Here is a 16448-nt window from a genome sequence, read left to right as displayed (position 1 = left end):
GTGGGCAATGTCAGTAGCTTAAAACTCGTTAAAACCACGATGGCCAAGTCAGTGTTAGATGCTGGCTGGGGTCAATTAAAAACAATGCTGGACTATAAATGCGCTCACGCAGGCATTGTTTTTAAGGAAGTTGACGAGGCATACACCACCCAAGCCTGTTCGAGTTGCGGCAGCTTACCCGCATCGAGGCCGAAAGGTATCGCAGGGCTTGGAATAAGAGAATGGACGTGCAGTGGGTGTGGTGTCACCCGCGATCGCGATATCAACGCGGCACGTAACATTCTCGCGGTCGGGCAGGGCCGTCTAGCAGTAGGAATCCCCGTCCTTTAGGTCGGGGAGGATGTCAATTCGACTGGGATGCCCTACACATTGAACAGCTGCGCACTTTGCGCTGCTGACCGAGTATGTCAACTTAAATAGTGCATTCTAGACCACTTCACCTGCCGCATGACCGCTGGCCCAAGCCCATTGGAAATTGAAGCCGCCCAAGTGACCACTGACATCCAGAACCTCACCAATAAAATACAAGCCTTTTTGCTTTTTCGATTCCATGGTTTTCGAGGACACCTCTTGAGTATCAATGCCACCTAAAGTCACTTCTGCAGTACGGTAGCCTTCAGTACCGGCTGGCACCAGCTGCCAATTGTTCAATTTTCGCCCAATGTCTGCCAGCTGTTTGGCGTTATATTGTTTTAAAGGCGTGCTGTTAAACCAATGCTCACACAATAACTGCGCCATTTTACGGGTAAAAACTTCACTCAACAGAGTACGCAATTCCATATTTGGATGTTGTGCTTGCTGCTCAATCAGCCATGCGCCGGCATCACGATCACTGATCAAATCAATGCTGATACTGTCACCAGGTTGCCAATAGGATGAAATTTGCAAAATCACTGGACCACTTAAGCCACGGTGCGTAAAGAGCAAATCTTCTTTAAAGCTTTGATCATTACAGGCCACTACACAATCATTAACTGAAGTACCAGACAAAGCGCTGCAAAAAGCCTTGAGTTGTGGATCAGTAATCGTAAAAGGCACTAAACCTGCACGGGTCGGCAAAATGCTATGGCCAAACTGTTCTGCCACTTGATAGCCATAGCCTGTAGCACCGAGCGTGGGTATGGATAGACCACCACTGGCAATGACCAAGGAAGTGCAATGAAAACTGTGCTGATTGCTGTGCAGCACAAAGCCATCACCCTGGGCTTGGATCGCAGTTATTGGCGTATTCAGTTGGATGCGTGCACCTGCCTCGGCACACTCCTGCAGCAACATCGTCAAAATATCGCTGGCTTTATTGTCACAAAATAACTGGCCCAGTTTTTTCTCATGATAGGGAATCTGATGACGCTGCACCATCGCCAGAAAATCCCACTGGGTATATCGGGCTAAAGCCGATTTGCAAAAATGGGGATTGGTGGACAGAAAATTTTCTGGCTCGGTGTACATATTGGTGAAATTGCAGCGACCTCCACCGGACATCAGGATTTTCTTGCCGGCTTTATTGGCATGATCAAGTACCAACACTTTACGACCACGCTGCGCAGCAGTCAGCGCACACATCAAACCGGCGGCACCGGCACCAATAATAATCACATCCACAACACGCACAGCCCAACAATAGAGAATAGAAAGCTCAGTTTAGCGTTTTTTTGCTAGCTCTGTAGTGCAAGCTGATCAGCATGAGTTATATTCTGATCGGGTTTTGAGCAAACCCTAAACTTGGCTCAGCAATCGCAATCTACACCAATCTGTTTGCCCTTATTTGGCGAGGCATCTAGAATGCTCTGATGCATGAAGATATCTCACACTTATTAGACTCCCTCAACGAAGCCCAGCGCGAAGCTGTTGCTGCGCCCCTTGGTCAGCAACGCGTGTTAGCGGGCGCTGGTTCTGGCAAAACTCGAGTGCTTGTACACCGTATTGCTTGGTTAATTCAAGTTGAAGGTGCCTCTCCACACAGCATCTTATCGGTCACTTTTACCAATAAAGCTGCGGCCGAAATGCGCGTACGTATTGAAGAATTACTAGGCATCAACCCCGCTGGTATGTGGGTTGGTACTTTCCACGGTTTGGCCCACCGACTATTACGTGCGCACTGGCAAGAAGCCGGTTTACCTGAAGGCTTTAGCATTTTAGACAGCGATGACCAACAGCGTCTGCTCAAACGTGTGATGCGTGAGTTAGGTCTAGATGAAAAACGCTGGCCGGTGCGCCAAGCCCAATGGTTTATCAATGGACAAAAAGACGAAGGCTTACGTCCACAACACATTCAAGCCGGTGGTGATTTGTTCTTAGCCACCATGCTGAAAATTTATAGCGCTTACGAAGACGCCTGTGCCCGTGCTGGAGCCATTGATTTTGCTGAATTATTACTGCGCGCTTTAGATCTGTGGCGTGACAATCCAAGCCTGCTGCAACATTACCAACAGCGCTTTAAGCATGTTTTAGTGGATGAGTTCCAAGACACCAACGCTGTACAGTACGCTTGGTTGCGGCTTTTGGCTCAAGGCGGTCAAAGCCTCATGGTGGTCGGTGATGATGACCAATCCATTTATGGCTGGCGTGGAGCAAGAATTGAGAATATTCAAGAATTCTCCAATGACTTTGTAAACGCCCAAAGCATCCGTTTGGAGCAAAATTACCGCTCCACCAGCACAATTCTAAAAGCAGCCAACGCTCTGATTGATAATAATGCGGGACGCTTAGGCAAAGAACTGTGGACCGATGGCGCAGAAGGCGAACCCATCTGCTTGTACAAAGCGTATAACGAGCACGATGAAGCCCGCTATATTGTCGAAACCATTGAGCAATCTTTACGCAAAAAAGAGCTCAAGCGCAGCGATATGGCAATTTTGTACCGCTCCAACGCCCAATCTCGTGTACTCGAAGAAGCCTTATTACGTGCCGCAGTACCTTACCGGATTTACGGCGGCCAACGCTTCTTTGAACGCTTAGAAATTAAAAATGCACTGGCTTATTTACGCCTCTTACGCAGCCGTCACGATGACGGCGCTATTGAGCGGGTAATTAATGTACCCACTCGCGGCGTAGGAGAAAAAACCATTGAGGCCGTACGCCAAGCGGCACGTGAACACGAGCTCTCATTATGGGCCGCCATGCACCTGCTCATTGAGCAAAAAGCACTGGCTGGACGCGCCAGTAATGCCCTGAAAGGTTTCATCGACCTTATTGAGGAGTTGGCCCTGCGCACTCAAGACAGTGACTTGCATGCCATGACTCAGATTGTCATTGAGCACTCAGGTTTGCTCACCTATCACCGAGAAGAAAAAGGTGAAAAAGGCCAAGCTCGAGTCGAAAACCTGGAAGAGTTGGTCAGCGCCGCACGCACCTTTACTCGCAGCGAAGACCTCAGCGCAAATGAAGGCATTGACGAAGATTTAAGTCCTCTGGTGGCTTTTTTAGACCATGCCGTCTTGGAGGCTGGTGATACTCAAGCCGATGAGTTCGATGATGCAGTCCAATTAATGACCTTGCACAGTGCTAAAGGCTTGGAGTTCCCTATCGTTTTTATTGCCGGTATGGAAGAAGGCTTATTCCCTCACAAAATGAGTTTGGAAGAGCCCGGCCGCTTAGAAGAAGAGCGCCGTTTAGCCTATGTTGGCATTACCCGTGCCATGCAACAGCTGTACATCACCTGCGCCGAAACCCGTCGTTTGTATGGCAGCGAAACCTATAACAAAGTCTCACGCTTTGTCCGTGAAATTCCCGGGGAATTACTCCAGGAAGTGCGCATGAACAATAGCGTCAGCCGTCCTTACCAAAGCCCCCAACAGGCTCCCTCGAGCAGTATGTTCAGTGGCGCTGATGTACCCGAAACGGAATTTAAGCTGGGTCAATTGGTGCAGCATGCGATTTTTGGTGAAGGCGTGATCTTGAACTTTGAAGGATCCGGCGCCCAAGCCCGCGTCCAGGTGAACTTTACCAACGAAGGCATTAAATGGCTGATGGTGGCTTACGCCAAACTGACGCCTCTCTAACCCCTTATTCATTTGTTTTGAGCTCAACAGGAATCCCTTATGAAGCCCTTACATAAACTGACTTTTGCTGCAATTTTCACCGCATGCTTAGCTTTAGTTGGCTGCGGACAAGATGCCGCCGATCAATCTGGTGCCGCCAGTGCAGCAGTGAAGCAAGAAACCTACAACTGGAAAATGGTCACTGCTTGGCCGAAAAACTATCCCGGCTTAGGTACCTCTGCTGAACGTTTAGCCGAGCGCATTGATACCATGAGTAACGGTCGCTTAAAGATTAAAGTGTATGCTGCCGGCGAACTTGTACCTCCTATGGAAGTGTTTGACGCCGTCTCGCGCGATACAGCAGAAATGGGACACGGTACTGCCTATTACTGGAAAGGCAAAACCGACACTGCACAATTCTTCACTTCAGTACCTTTCGGTTTATCCACCATCGAAATGAATGCTTGGCTGCACAAAGGTGGCGGTTTAGCTCTTTGGGAAGAAGCTTACAAGCCTTTTGGCGTGAAACCTTTTGCCATTGGCAACACTGCCATGCAAATGGGTGGATGGTTTAACAAAGAAATCCACAGTATTGATGACATCAAAGGCCTGAAAATTCGCATGCCTGGCCTCGGTGGTGAAGTGCTTGACCGTTTAGGTGCTACCACTGTGAACCTACCCGGCAGCGAAGTGTTTACCGCGCTACAAACCAACGCTATTGATGCATCAGACTGGGTCAGTCCTTTTAATGACTTAGCCTTTGGCCTACATAAAGCGGCTAAATACTATTACTACCCAGCATGGCAGGAACCACAAGCGGTACTGGAACTGATCATTAATCAAAAAGCTTGGGACAGCCTACCGGCCGACCTACAAGCCATTGTGACGGAAGCAGCACGTGCAGGTAATGCAGATATGCTGGATGATTTCACCTGGAATAACGCCCGCGCTTTGGCTGAGCTCAAAGAGTCAGGCGTGCAATTACGTCGCTTCCCTGATGAGGTTTTAGCGCAAATGGAAGTTGAGTCAGCTCAGGTATTAAATGAATTGGCCAGCAAAAGTGATTTGAACACACGTATCTGGGAATCAATGCAATCATTCCAAGAGCAAATCACTAAAATGCACGAATTATCTGAGAAAGAACTGTATAACTGGCGTGATTAAGTGTTTTTGCTTGTCTTAAACTGAATCATTTACCGCCTTGCGCTTTCTCTGTCGGTGCCCGCATACTCTGCGGGTCCGATTAATGAACTCACTGAACAACAAGAGATACTTTTATATGCAACGTTTTCTCACAATCGCCTTAGCCTTATTTATCGGCTTAAGTTTCAGTATTGATGCTGAAGCAAGACGTGGTGGCTTCGGTGGTGGCAAATCTTTTGGTTCTGCACCAAAACACCGCCCAGCTCAACAGCAGCAACGCCAACAACAGCAACAACCCGCACAGCAAAATAAGCAAACACCCGGTGCTAAACCTGCCTTTGGTGGTTTAGGCGGTATGTTAATGGGCTTGGCCGCAGGTGGCCTGCTGGCTTCCTTGTTTATGGGTGGTGCTTTTGAGGGTATCCAGTTTATGGATATTTTGATTTTTGGCCTCATTGGTTTTGTGATTTTTAAACTCTTAGCCAGTCGCCGCCGGCAAACGCCACAGGCCGCCACCAGCGCAGGTCCAGTACCTATGCAGCGTGAAGCCCAGCCGCAGCCACAAAATATCTTTACTGGCACAGCCGCACCGGCCGCCACTACCAAACCTGTGATCAATGCACCGGCTTGGTTTAACGAAAGCAGCTTTTTAGAAGCCGCACGTAGTCACTTTCATGCGCTACAACAGCATTGGGACGCCAATGAAATGGAGCAAATTGCTGAGTATGTGACACCTGATATGCTCACTCACTTGCGCCAAGAACGTGAAAATCTTGGTGCTGGCATGCGCTCTACCTACATTGATGACTTGGATGTGCAATTGGATGGTATCGAAGAGGAAGACGGCCTCACAATTGCTACCTTAACCTTCAACGGTGTAGAGAAGTCTTCACGCTTTGATCAAGGCGAAGCGTTCAGCGAAAGCTGGCGTATGGAGCGTAAAGACGGCGAAAATCAGCCTTGGATTATCGCTGGTATTCGTCAAAACGCTTAATGACTCGCAACCCTTAAACAGCGGTGATGCTTTGGCACGCCGCTGTTTTCTTTTCTCGCCTCTAATCTATAGAGTCCGCCCCTATGGAAGAAGTAATTGATGAACTGCGGGAACGCAATGAGCCCGTACCTGTACCGCTCGAGCTCCCCGATGATGAAACCTTAGTTGAGATTCAAGAGCAGATCTTAATCCACCTCCCTCACGCCTTGCGGGAGTTTCTACTCACTGTCAGTGATGTCGTTTACGGTCATCTTGAGCCCGTGACTGCCAGCGATCCTTACTCGCACACTTACTTGCCTGAGGTCACTGCAACTGCTTGGGATATTGGTTTACCACGCCACCTGGTAGTGCTCTGTTATGCCGATCCCATTTATTATGCTGTCGATGAAGAAGGCGAAGTTTTTGCTTGGGATTCAGCCACAGCCGAAATGTTGGAAGAAACTTGGGAGAGCGTCTGGCACTGGGCTCGCGATGTGTGGCTAGAAAGTTAAGCGCTAGCCATTCTCAGCAGAAAGTAGTATTGTTTTTTGCTGATTCACACAGGCCAAGCGCCCACGTTAAAAATAAAAACTAAGAGAACACTATGCAACTTGGATCTTCCACTCTGAGTATGACCGTTTTGATGACCCCAGATATGGCTAACTTTTCTGGGAATGTACATGGTGGCACCCTACTAAAATACCTCGACCAAGTGGCTTATGCTTGCGCGAGCCGCTATGCCGGTAGCTATGTAGTCACCATCTCAGTTGATCAAGTCACTTTCCGCCAGCCCATTCATGTAGGTGAGTTGGTCACCTTCCTTGCTTCGGTCAACTATACCGGTCGCACCTCCATGGAAATTGGGATCAAAGTCATTACGGAAAACATCCGTGAGAAATTAGTGCGCCATACCAACAGCTGCTTCTTCACTATGGTCGCCGTTGATGAAAACGGTAAAACCATTGAAGTACCCAAGTTGGAGCCGGAAACAGAGATTGAGAAAAGACGCTTTACCAATGCCCAACAACGCCGTGCGATTCGTCAAGAACTAAGCGAACGCTACAAAGCCCTGAAGGAGTAAAACCTTTCCTAGCATACAAAAACGCCCAGATACTGCATACAGCATCTGGGCGTTTCACTCTAAGGCAGCCCTTAGACCAACTTACACATCAATTTTATCGGCCACCTCTTGGACTTTCCCACCACGCGCTAAAAACTCTTCCATAGCTTTTGCTAAGGCTGCACGCTCTTTTTCTTTAGCTGCTGGCGTAGGTAAATCTTCATTATTGGTTGATTTGCTTGTGGTACGCGTGGGCGTAACGACCGCATCAGAGTCCGCATCAACGCTATCATCGATTTCACCTTCACCGTCATCTTCATCAACGGCATCCAGACTGACTTCATCGTCGTCCACTTCGGTATCTACTTCGAGTTCGTCGTCTTCTAATTCATCATCAAACATAATTAACCTCAAGCCTGCCTTCAGCAAGATAGTTCCATCACTCGCGTTAAATGTAATTCAACGCGTCAATCTTTGGTTGGGCATAGTGCGCGTCTTCGCTCTTACAGCACAGTCATACTGCACCTGAACGATTATCTGCTATGCATTGGGCGCGCATTCTAGTGCGATAAAAATAAAATAACCACGGCTATTTACTTCTTTTTTTATTTTTCTTTTCAGGGGCTAGACAGAGCGGGCATTACAGTATCTCAATCCTTAGAAACACTCCCTTTTCTCTGCATTTTGCAGTAGTAAACGACCCATTCATTCGAGACTCTTGGTTTTGCTTCTGTCTGTTTGCCAAATATATTGCTGATTCAATCACAGATCTACTGGCGCGGTATCGAACTATAGTCGCAAGCGATACTGGGTTGTTATGGTGAGCAGCATCAACTTCGTCTGGAATTTTGTCAATGCATTGAGCCAGCGCTCGATTAAAGAGCGCGGTGTGTTTTTGTCTGCCTATGATGTTCAAAAATATACAATGGTGCGGGAGAAGGATTTAGGGCTGCACAGTCAAACAGTGCAACGTGTTGCAGTAGAATATGTGACTCGCCGCAAGCAATTCAAAAAGCCCGACTGAATTGGCGCAAATCAGGCGGTGTACGCTGCTCGTTGAGCTGGATACCTATCAATGCAAGTGCAGGTGCAGTGCAATGGAAAAATGGACAGATCTACCACAACGGCCACTATTTTAAGGTGTGGGATAGCTACGGTTTGAGTCAATATAAGTTTCGTCCTGGCAGCTTCGGCGAAGATGCCCGTGGCTGCGTTGTAGTAGCTTGCCCGAATCGAGGTAGAAAGGTATCGCAGGACTTGAAATAAGCGAATAGACGTGCAGCGGATGCGGTGTCATCCACGACCGCGATGAAATGCAGCGCAAAACATTCTCGCGGTCGGGCATGGCCGTCTAGCAGACGGCTCCCCATCCTTTAGGTCGGGGAGGATGTCAATGCAAACAAATAACCAGGCAATAAGAGCTTAGATTGCGTCTGCGCCAGTTTCACCAGTACGGATACGTACTGCTTGCTCTAAAGCCACAACAAAAATCTTACCATCACCAATTTTACCGGTGTTGGCTGCATTACTGATCGCATCAATCACACGATCCAATTGTGCTGTTGCAATAGCAACTTCAATTTTAACTTTAGGCAAAAAATCGACGACGTACTCAGCACCACGATAAAGTTCAGTGTGACCTTTTTGTCGGCCAAAGCCTTTCACTTCAGTCACTGTAATGCCTTGTACGCCAATTTCTGACAGTGCTTCGCGCACATCGTCCAGCTTAAAAGGTTTGATAATGGCGGTAACTAATTTCATACAGTTTCTCCGGGGTCAAATGACTGAGCATTCAAGTCAAGTTTTAACATGCTTAGGCTTAGCATTATAAATGAGATTGTGCAGCTGACGATATTAACAACGCAATCAGCGCAATAATTACTGCTCACAATATTTGAGTGTATCGATAATTACAATACGCTTTTTGGAGCACACTGCGACAAACGAAGCATGACAGTGATCCAGCTGTTCTGAGTTACAGAGAAAATCCATTAAACTCATCACGTGCTAAACTGAGTGTACCGTTTCTAAGGAATCATTTTATGTTACCGCCCAAATCTTTATTTGACAGCCTCAGCAGTCACGCCGGTCGTTTACTCGGCAGTGACAACCCTTTGCCTCGTGCCGAGATTGAAGCGCAATTCAAAGCACTGCTCCAAAGCTCATTTAGCAAACTGGATTTAGTGAGCCGCGAAGAATTTGACAGCCAAATGGTGGTGCTGGCACGCACTCGTGCTCGCTTAGAAGCCTTAGAAAGCAAGGTTGCAGAATTAGAAGAGCGTTTGCACAACAATGAGCCTTAATTAACAACATCAACGACGCGCTCATTTTGTTGCACTGTACTGAAGATCAAGGAGGATCCTATGTCTCTTGCAATTATTCACAGCCGCGCACAAGTTGGCGTAGAAGCACCAGCTGTCAGTGTCGAGATTCATCTCACCAATGGTTTACCCTCGTTGACCATTGTGGGTTTGCCAGAAACTGCTGTACGCGAAAGCAAAGACCGCGTGCGTAGTGCCATTCTCAATAGCGCACTCGAGTTTCCACGCAAACGCATCACCCTCAATTTGGCCCCCGCTGACTTACCCAAAGATGGTGGCCGCTTTGACTTAGCCATTGCTCTCGGCCTATTAGCCGCCAGTGCTCAATTACCTGGCGGCTGCTTAGATCGCTTTGAATGCTTAGGTGAGCTGGCCTTATCCGGTCATGTACGACCCATTCGCGGTGTGCTACCTGCAGCTTTGGCAGCACGTGCAGCTGGGCGTGCCTTAGTGGTGCCGCTCGCCAATGCCGAAGAAGCCAGTTTAGCCACGGGGTTAACCATTTATGCGATTGATCATTTATTAGAGTTAGTGGCTCACTTTAACCAACAAACACCCTTGCGACCATACCAAGCACAAGGTGTACTCGAACCAGCCCATCACTACCCTGATCTACAGGAAGTCCAAGGACAGCAGGCGGCTAAGCGTGCTTTAGTGGTGGCTGCAGCAGGCATGCATAATCTATTGCTCAGCGGTCCACCGGGTACGGGGAAAACGCTGCTGGCCAGTCGACTGCCCGGCTTACTTCCCCCTTTAACCGAACAAGAGGCTTTAGAAGTAGCTGCGATACAATCAGTGGTTAACCTCGAACCACTCAAAGGCTGGCCGCAGCGCCCATTTCGTCAACCACACCACAGCTCTTCTGCACCCGCTTTAGTTGGTGGAGGCAGCAAGCCTAAACCGGGCGAAATCAGCTTAGCGCATCAAGGTGTTCTTTTTTTAGATGAGCTACCTGAATTTGATCGCCATGTTTTAGAAGTCCTGCGTGAACCATTGGAATCAGGCTATATTGTGATTGCGCGTGCCCACAGTAAGTTGCGTTTTCCTGCACGTTTTCAATTGGTGGCGGCTATGAACCCTTGCCCTTGCGGCTACTATGGTGACGCCAATGGGCTTTGCCGCTGTAGTCCTGATCAAATTCAACGCTACCGTACAAAACTCTCAGGACCGTTGTTGGACCGCATTGACCTACATATCACCGTAGCTCGGGAGACCACTTCTTTACGTCGCCCTAGTCAGTCGGGATTAAGCTCTGCCGAAGCTATGGAGCAAGTTTGTAACGCACGACAACGCCAACTGCAACGACAAGGCTGCAGCAACGCACAATTGAATCTCAACACTTTAATGCAGCACTGCCTGTTAAGTGATGAAGATAGAATTTGGTTGGAGCAGGCCAGTGAGCGCCTGAATTTGTCACTGCGTGCAACTCATAGAGTGTTAAAAGTGGCACGGACGCTGGCTGATCTGGAAGGCCAACACAGCATTCACCGCGCCCATCTCACCGAAGCTCTGCAATACCGTTTCAGCCATACGCAAGGCTAAAAACGTCTGTAGCCGACTTGCCTGTCTCTACACAACACATCGCTTACCCCCCTCGCAGAGCGCCCACACCGAAGTGTGGTTTGACATCATCCCCGACCTAAAGGACGGGGATTCCTACTGCTAGACGGCCATGCCCAACCCCGATAAAAACAAACATTCAGACAAGCATCCGCGCCGTCTTTAAGAAAAATTTGTCTGTGCGCGTGTTAAGCTAAAGATATATTTTTCAAAAGTAAGTGATATCGTGTCGAACCCAACTCTGAGCACCCCAGACAGCAACCGCGAGCGTTGGCGCACCACAGCCACAGAGAACAGTGCATTAAATAATTGGCTGTTTGATCAAGGCTCATTAACTCAACGCTTAACCCAATTGTGTCGCCATACGTTTCGTGTCCAAGTATTGTACGAAGGGTGGCAAATACTCACAAACAGTGAGTGCCAAGCCTTAAACATAGCCCACAACAGCTGCGGTTGGGTGCGCGAAGTATTTTTATGTGATGGAGTAACACCATGGGTCTTTGCCCGTAGCGTAGCAGGACAAAGCGCATTGCAAGCTTCTGGTTTTAATATGGAACAATTGGGCACACGCTCATTGGGCCAGTTACTCTTTAGCCATCCAGCCTTCAACCGTGGTGAGATGTATATTACACAAATTCCTTGTAACCAATTACCGGAGATCGCACAACAACAAGCCATGGCGCAGTCCCACCTATGGGCACGACGCTCTTGCTTTATAAAAAACACTTTGGGTGTTTTGGTCGCAGAAGTTTTTTTACCAAAACTTTGGCAAGATATACATCATCCAATGTTTAATAATCATTAAATGCAGTCCTGCTTACACTGAGTCACTGCGGCAAAAACGGAGCATTTTTTATGTATCAACAACTGCTTAAGTCTTTTAACCGACTGCACCCCAGAGCTTGGGATTTTATTCAGTTGATGCGCTTGGATCGCCCCATTGGCATCTACTTATTACTGTGGCCAACTCTGTGCGCCTTATGGATTGCTGGGGATGGCACACCCAGTGCAAAAAACATCATTATTTTTACCTTAGGTGTAATTTTGATGCGCTCTGCCGGTTGCGCCATCAATGACTATGCCGACCGCAACATTGACGGTGATGTTGCACGTACCAAAGATCGTCCGATTATCACCGGTCGTGTCACGCCAAAAGAAGCCTTAATCACCTTTGCTGTACTGGTGGGCTTAAGTTTTATTTTGGTACTGATGCTGAACATCCAAACACTATACTGGGCCTTTATTGCTGTGGGTTTGGCTGCACTCTACCCCTTTACTAAGCGCTACACTCATTTCCCGCAAATTGCTTTAGGTGCGGCCTATTCATGCGGTATTTTGTTGGCCTTTAGCGCAGAAAAAGGTTATGTCCCTACTGCTGTCTGGCTACTGTACTTCGCCAACCTATTATGGACTGTAGCCTATGACACCTACTACGCCATGAGCGACCGCGAAGACGATCTCAAGATTGGGGTGAAATCTACTGCTGTGCTCTTTGCCGATATGGATCGCTATATTATTTTGGCCTTACAAGCCTGCTCGCTGATCTTCCTCGCACGTGCCAGTGAAAGCTTTGGCTTAAGTGGCTTCTACCATGTAGGGCTGCTCGCTGCAGCATTTTGCTTTGTATGGGAATTTATCCATACACGCAAGCGTGATGCAGAATCCTCGCTGCAAGCCTTTTTACATAACCATTGGGCTGGTTTTGTTATCTTCTTAGGCCTAATAGCATCAACTTAATATTCAGCCTCCGCCGGCTTAAACTCAATCTTTAAGCCGGCACGCTGAGGGCGGTTTTGCACCTGCAACCTACAGTCGAGAGCAGAGACCGTGAAAGATTTCCTTCCACCCACTGAAAGCCTTACCGTTGAATTTAAAAGTGATCGCAATGGTTACCCAGATCGTGAGCTGATCGAAGCACTCACCTGCCTCGCCAATACTGCTGGCGGTGAATTATGGTTAGGTGTAGAAGACAATGGCACGCCTAGCGGCTTGCATCGTAAGCATCAAAATATTGAACATTTAACCAAGCTTATTGCCAAGCTAACTCGGCCAGCACTGACCGTGGATATCAAACAGCACAAAATTAACGGTGTGCTCATTGCACAAATTATTGTGCCGCATCAATCACGTATGGTGGCTACTTTCGAAGGGCATTACTTATTCCGCCGCTTAAAACACGACGGTACACCTGAATGCATTCACATTGAGCCTGACGAATCGGGGATTGCTGGAATTTAACCTGCAGCATGCAAGCCGTAAACAAAGTAAGAGAACAATCTACGCAATGCGTGCAAACGCCTTCACTTGCGCAGATTGTCTTTTAGAACCGCGCTTAAGCTTGAGTAGCACCGTTATTGGCTTGCAGGCGCTCCAATTCTTGCGCATATAAGGCATCAAAGTTCACCGGAGCCAACATCAATGCAGGGAATGAACCTCGGACGACTAGACTGTCGATTGTTTCGCGCGCATAAGGGAACAGTAAACTTGGGCAGAAAGCACCAAGCGCGTGCGCATGGGATGCTTCATCCAAGTTCTGAATTAAGAAGATACCTGCCTGCTGCACTTCAGCAATGAAAGCCACTTCTTCACCTGTCTTAACCGTCACTGTAATGGTTAAGACCACCTCATAAAAACCCTCTTCCAAAGCACGCTGTGCAGTGGCGATGTTCATCTCAACATTAGGCTGCCAATCTTGACGAAAGATCTCTGGGCTTTTAGGCGCCTCAAATGATAAGTCTTTAACGTAAATACGCTGTAATGAAAACTGTGGGCCCGCTGCTTCTTGTGGTGCTGCATTATTATTTTGTTCGGTCATTATGTTATTTACCCTTATTTCCTAATTTATAAATGATGTGTCTAGCACAGCCTGTCAGCAGACCGAAGCTCGACAACCTAAACTTTAATTCGACCTGGCGTCTGTGGCAGAAAACCCTTGTTTACGGTCAGCACCTGCACCGGGCTGACCCACAACACTGCAGCCAATGATTAACCTGCAATTAAACCGTCAAGCTTACCGGCACGCTCCAACGCAAACAGCTCGTCGCACCCACCGACGTGGTAATCATCAATCCAAATCTGCGGCACTGAAGTACGTCCAGCTTTTTTCGCCATAGCGGCGCGTACATCAGGCTTACCATCTACATGAATTTCTTCGAAGTCTATATTTTTATTCTTCAGCAAAGTCTTGGCACGAATACAAAATGGGCACCAATTGCTAGAATACATTATTACTTTAGCCATTTTATTTCACCACGGGCAGGTTCTCACTGCGCCAGCCAGTAATACCACCGGACAAACGCGCAGCAGTAAAGCCTGCTTTATTCAATTCGCTACATGCAGCACCCGCATGCATACCCGATGTACAGACAACAATAATGGTTTTGTCTTTATGCTTTTCCAGCTCACCCATACGATTTTTCAGCTGATCATTACTGATATTGATGGAGTCAACAATATGACCGTTCTGAAACTCTTTTTTCGGGCGAATATCCACCACAACCGCTTCATCACGATTCACCAGTGCCGTGAGTTCACGAGTGTTAAGGTTACGTCCAGAGCTACGTGATTGCTGCATAATCAATAACGCAACAATGATCAAAAAAGCACCACTTAGCATATAGTGCGTCGTGGTAAACTCAAGAAATTTGGCAAGTGTATCGGCAAACATAGTTGGTATCCAAAGCGTTAGTATCCGCAAAGTATACACAGACCTGCGCATTCTCTGAACTACTAACAATGACGTGCCGAGCACATCAGGCTAAACTTAGCTGATATTTTGTAATTAACTTGCGAGCTGACTCTTATGAATGCCACCCCTAAACCTTTGGTTCTTGTGATTCTCGATGGTTTTGGTCATAGCGAAAGCCCTGACTCTAACGCCATTTATCACGCCAACACGCCGACTTACGACCAACTGCGCCAGCAGCATCCTCATGGTTTAATTTCCGGTAGCGGTATGGATGTGGGCTTACCTGATGGGCAAATGGGCAACTCTGAAGTCGGACACATGAATCTTGGTGCCGGTCGCGTGGTCTATCAAGACTTCACCCGCGTCACCAAAGCCATTCAAGACGGCGACTTTTTTAACAATGAGACCCTCACCACAGCAGTTGATCAAGCAGTTACTGGAGGCAAAGCCGTTCATATTTTAGGCTTGCTCTCTGAAGGCGGTGTACATAGCCACCAAGATCACCTGATCGCGATGCTTGAACTGGCAGCCCAGCGCGGTGCAGAAAAAATTTATCTGCACGCCTTCTTAGATGGCCGTGATACCCCCCCACGCAGCGCCCAAGCATCCATTGAAGCTGTTGAAGCAGCCTGTTCTAAACTGGGCAAAGGCCGTATTGCAAGCATGATTGGCCGCTACTACGCCATGGACCGTGATAACCGTTGGGATCGTGTGGAACAAGCATGGCAACTGATTGTAGACGGCAAGGGGATCTTCCAAGCTGATAACGCCACCGCGGCCTTAGCCGCTGCCTATGCCCGCGATGAATCCGATGAATTTGTACAAGCCACCAATGTAGGTGAACCTGTCAGCGTCGAAGACGGCGACAGCGTAATTTTCATGAACTTCCGTGCTGACCGTGCACGCGAGTTAAGCCACGCCTTCCTAGATCAAGATTTCTCAGGCTTTACCCGCAAGCGTTTACCCGCACTCAGCCAATTTGTCATGCTCACACAATATGCTGCGGATCTTCCTGCTCCAAGCGCTTTCGGCCCTACTGCACTGATCAACGTGCTCGGCGACTACTTGGCTAAACAAGGCAAGACCCAACTGCGTATTGCAGAAACAGAAAAATATGCTCACGTGACCTTCTTCTTTTCAGGTGGCCGTGAAGAACCTTACCCTGGTGAAGATCGTGTCCTAATTCCTTCTCCGAATGTGGCAACCTATGATATGCAACCAGAAATGAGTGCACCAGAAGTCACAGATCGCATTGTCGAAGCCATTGAACAACAAAAATATGACGTGATTGTGGTCAACTATGCTAACGGTGATATGGTCGGTCATACCGGTGTATTCTCCGCTGCAGTAAAAGCTGTGGAATGCTTAGATCATTGCTTGAACCGTATTGTCACAGCCTTAGATAAAGTCGGTGGTGAAGCCTTGATCACGGCAGACCATGGTAACGTTGAACAAATGGCCGATGAAAACTCTGGACAGGCCCATACTGCACACACCTGTGAGCCTGTCCCCTTCATTTATGTTGGCAAACGCCCTGCACAAATCCGCGAAGGCGGAGTGTTGGCTGATGTGGCACCCACCATGCTGACCTTAATGGGCTTGCCAATCCCTGAAGAAATGACCGGACGCACCATTGTTGAGCTTAAGTAAGCCAACACCACACCATCCTGAAGCCAGTTAAACCCTGGCTTCAGGGGGATTGAAGTTTCTGGCTAAGTCTGCT

20 protein-coding genes are annotated in these 16448 nt (G+C 48.1%); 14 read left to right on the top strand and 6 right to left on the bottom strand.

Annotated features, from left to right (window positions below; translation table 11 throughout):
* Positions 1-330, top strand: a 330-nt coding sequence (locus TOI97_RS11735) for an RNA-guided endonuclease InsQ/TnpB family protein (protein ID WP_321554320.1), incomplete at its 5' end; no start/stop codon positions are given.
* A 96-nt stretch (positions 331-426) separates the two neighbouring features.
* Here the strand turns inward: TOI97_RS11735 and TOI97_RS11730 are convergent.
* Entirely contained in the window at positions 427-1563 is a 1137-nt protein-coding gene (locus TOI97_RS11730) for a BaiN/RdsA family NAD(P)/FAD-dependent oxidoreductase (RefSeq protein WP_407651351.1), read from the bottom strand.
* A gap of 227 nt (positions 1564-1790) precedes the next feature.
* On the opposite strand from TOI97_RS11730, the gene uvrD reads away from it, so the two are divergent.
* The 5 genes from uvrD to TOI97_RS11705 all read left to right on the top strand — a co-directional run bounded on the left by uvrD (position 1791) and on the right by TOI97_RS11705 (position 7177).
* The gene (gene uvrD / locus TOI97_RS11725; protein WP_321554318.1) at positions 1791-4001 is read left to right on the top strand and encodes a DNA helicase II; all 2211 of its coding nucleotides are present in this window, start codon (positions 1791-1793) and stop codon (positions 3999-4001) included.
* Between the two features lie 39 nt (positions 4002-4040).
* Positions 4041-5144 carry a TRAP transporter substrate-binding protein gene (locus TOI97_RS11720; protein WP_321554317.1) on the top strand — a complete coding sequence of 368 codons (1104 nt, stop codon included), beginning with the start codon at positions 4041-4043 and terminating at the stop codon, positions 5142-5144.
* Between the two features lie 115 nt (positions 5145-5259).
* Positions 5260-6117 carry a Tim44 domain-containing protein gene (locus TOI97_RS11715; protein ID WP_321554316.1) on the top strand — a complete coding sequence of 286 codons (858 nt, stop codon included), beginning with the start codon at positions 5260-5262 and terminating at the stop codon, positions 6115-6117.
* 83 nt (positions 6118-6200) lie between these two features.
* The gene (locus tag TOI97_RS11710) at positions 6201-6608 is read left to right on the top strand and encodes an SMI1/KNR4 family protein (protein ID WP_321554315.1); all 408 of its coding nucleotides are present in this window, start codon (positions 6201-6203) and stop codon (positions 6606-6608) included.
* Positions 6609-6700: 92 nt separating this feature from the next.
* Positions 6701-7177: an acyl-CoA thioesterase gene (locus TOI97_RS11705; protein ID WP_321554314.1), complete on the top strand. Its 477-nt coding sequence runs from the start codon at positions 6701-6703 to the stop codon at positions 7175-7177.
* 81 nt (positions 7178-7258) lie between these two features.
* Here the strand turns inward: TOI97_RS11705 and TOI97_RS11700 are convergent, their stop codons facing one another.
* A complete protein-coding gene (locus TOI97_RS11700; RefSeq protein WP_321554313.1) occupies positions 7259-7558 on the bottom strand; it encodes a hypothetical protein in 300 nt (99 codons plus the stop codon).
* Positions 7559-7973: 415 nt separating this feature from the next.
* Here TOI97_RS11700 and TOI97_RS11695 point away from each other — a divergent pair, with 415 nt between their 5' ends.
* Together TOI97_RS11695 and TOI97_RS11690 are read left to right on the top strand one after the other, a co-directional pair.
* A complete protein-coding gene (locus TOI97_RS11695) occupies positions 7974-8180 on the top strand; it encodes a hypothetical protein (protein WP_321554312.1) in 207 nt (68 codons plus the stop codon).
* Positions 8181-8212: 32 nt separating this feature from the next.
* Positions 8213-8422, top strand: a complete 210-nt coding sequence (locus TOI97_RS11690; protein ID WP_321554311.1) for a hypothetical protein — start codon at positions 8213-8215, stop codon at positions 8420-8422.
* A 156-nt stretch (positions 8423-8578) separates the two neighbouring features.
* On the opposite strand, the gene glnK is transcribed toward TOI97_RS11690, so the two are convergent.
* Positions 8579-8917 carry a P-II family nitrogen regulator gene (gene glnK, locus TOI97_RS11685; protein ID WP_321554310.1) on the bottom strand — a complete coding sequence of 113 codons (339 nt, stop codon included), beginning with the start codon at positions 8915-8917 and terminating at the stop codon, positions 8579-8581.
* Positions 8918-9198: 281 nt separating this feature from the next.
* Between glnK and TOI97_RS11680 the strand changes: the two genes are divergently transcribed.
* From TOI97_RS11680 to TOI97_RS11660, 5 genes are all read left to right on the top strand, one after another.
* Positions 9199-9459 (top strand): accessory factor UbiK family protein, encoded by a 261-nt coding sequence (locus TOI97_RS11680; protein ID WP_321554309.1) that lies wholly within the window; start codon positions 9199-9201, stop codon positions 9457-9459.
* A 60-nt stretch (positions 9460-9519) separates the two neighbouring features.
* A complete protein-coding gene (locus TOI97_RS11675) occupies positions 9520-11019 on the top strand; it encodes a YifB family Mg chelatase-like AAA ATPase (protein ID WP_321554308.1) in 1500 nt (499 codons plus the stop codon).
* Positions 11020-11260: 241 nt separating this feature from the next.
* Positions 11261-11842 carry a chorismate--pyruvate lyase family protein gene (locus TOI97_RS11670; protein ID WP_407651350.1) on the top strand — a complete coding sequence of 194 codons (582 nt, stop codon included), beginning with the start codon at positions 11261-11263 and terminating at the stop codon, positions 11840-11842.
* Between the two features lie 50 nt (positions 11843-11892).
* The gene (gene ubiA, locus TOI97_RS11665; RefSeq protein WP_321554306.1) at positions 11893-12774 is read left to right on the top strand and encodes a 4-hydroxybenzoate octaprenyltransferase; all 882 of its coding nucleotides are present in this window, start codon (positions 11893-11895) and stop codon (positions 12772-12774) included.
* A gap of 90 nt (positions 12775-12864) precedes the next feature.
* Positions 12865-13275: an AlbA family DNA-binding domain-containing protein gene (locus TOI97_RS11660; RefSeq protein ID WP_321554305.1), complete on the top strand. Its 411-nt coding sequence runs from the start codon at positions 12865-12867 to the stop codon at positions 13273-13275.
* Between the two features lie 94 nt (positions 13276-13369).
* Here the strand turns inward: TOI97_RS11660 and secB are convergent, their stop codons facing one another.
* From secB to TOI97_RS11645, 3 genes are all read right to left on the bottom strand, one after another.
* Positions 13370-13852, bottom strand: a complete 483-nt coding sequence (gene secB / locus TOI97_RS11655; RefSeq protein WP_321554304.1) for a protein-export chaperone SecB — start codon at positions 13850-13852, stop codon at positions 13370-13372.
* A 170-nt stretch (positions 13853-14022) separates the two neighbouring features.
* Positions 14023-14277: a glutaredoxin 3 gene (gene grxC, locus TOI97_RS11650; RefSeq protein WP_321554303.1), complete on the bottom strand. Its 255-nt coding sequence runs from the start codon at positions 14275-14277 to the stop codon at positions 14023-14025.
* A 1-nt stretch (position 14278) separates the two neighbouring features.
* The gene (locus TOI97_RS11645; protein WP_321554302.1) at positions 14279-14704 is read right to left on the bottom strand and encodes a rhodanese-like domain-containing protein; all 426 of its coding nucleotides are present in this window, start codon (positions 14702-14704) and stop codon (positions 14279-14281) included.
* 135 nt (positions 14705-14839) lie between these two features.
* Between TOI97_RS11645 and gpmI the strand changes: the two genes are divergently transcribed.
* Positions 14840-16375: a 2,3-bisphosphoglycerate-independent phosphoglycerate mutase gene (gpmI, locus tag TOI97_RS11640; RefSeq protein ID WP_321554301.1), complete on the top strand. Its 1536-nt coding sequence runs from the start codon at positions 14840-14842 to the stop codon at positions 16373-16375.
* The last annotated feature ends 73 nt before the right edge of the window (positions 16376-16448 follow it).

This window comes from Denitrificimonas halotolerans (assembly GCF_034259425.1).
Lineage (GTDB): Bacteria > Pseudomonadota > Gammaproteobacteria > Pseudomonadales > Pseudomonadaceae > Denitrificimonas > Denitrificimonas halotolerans.
Note: the sequence above shows the minus strand (reverse complement) of the source record. Positions and strands in the feature narration are given on the sequence as shown.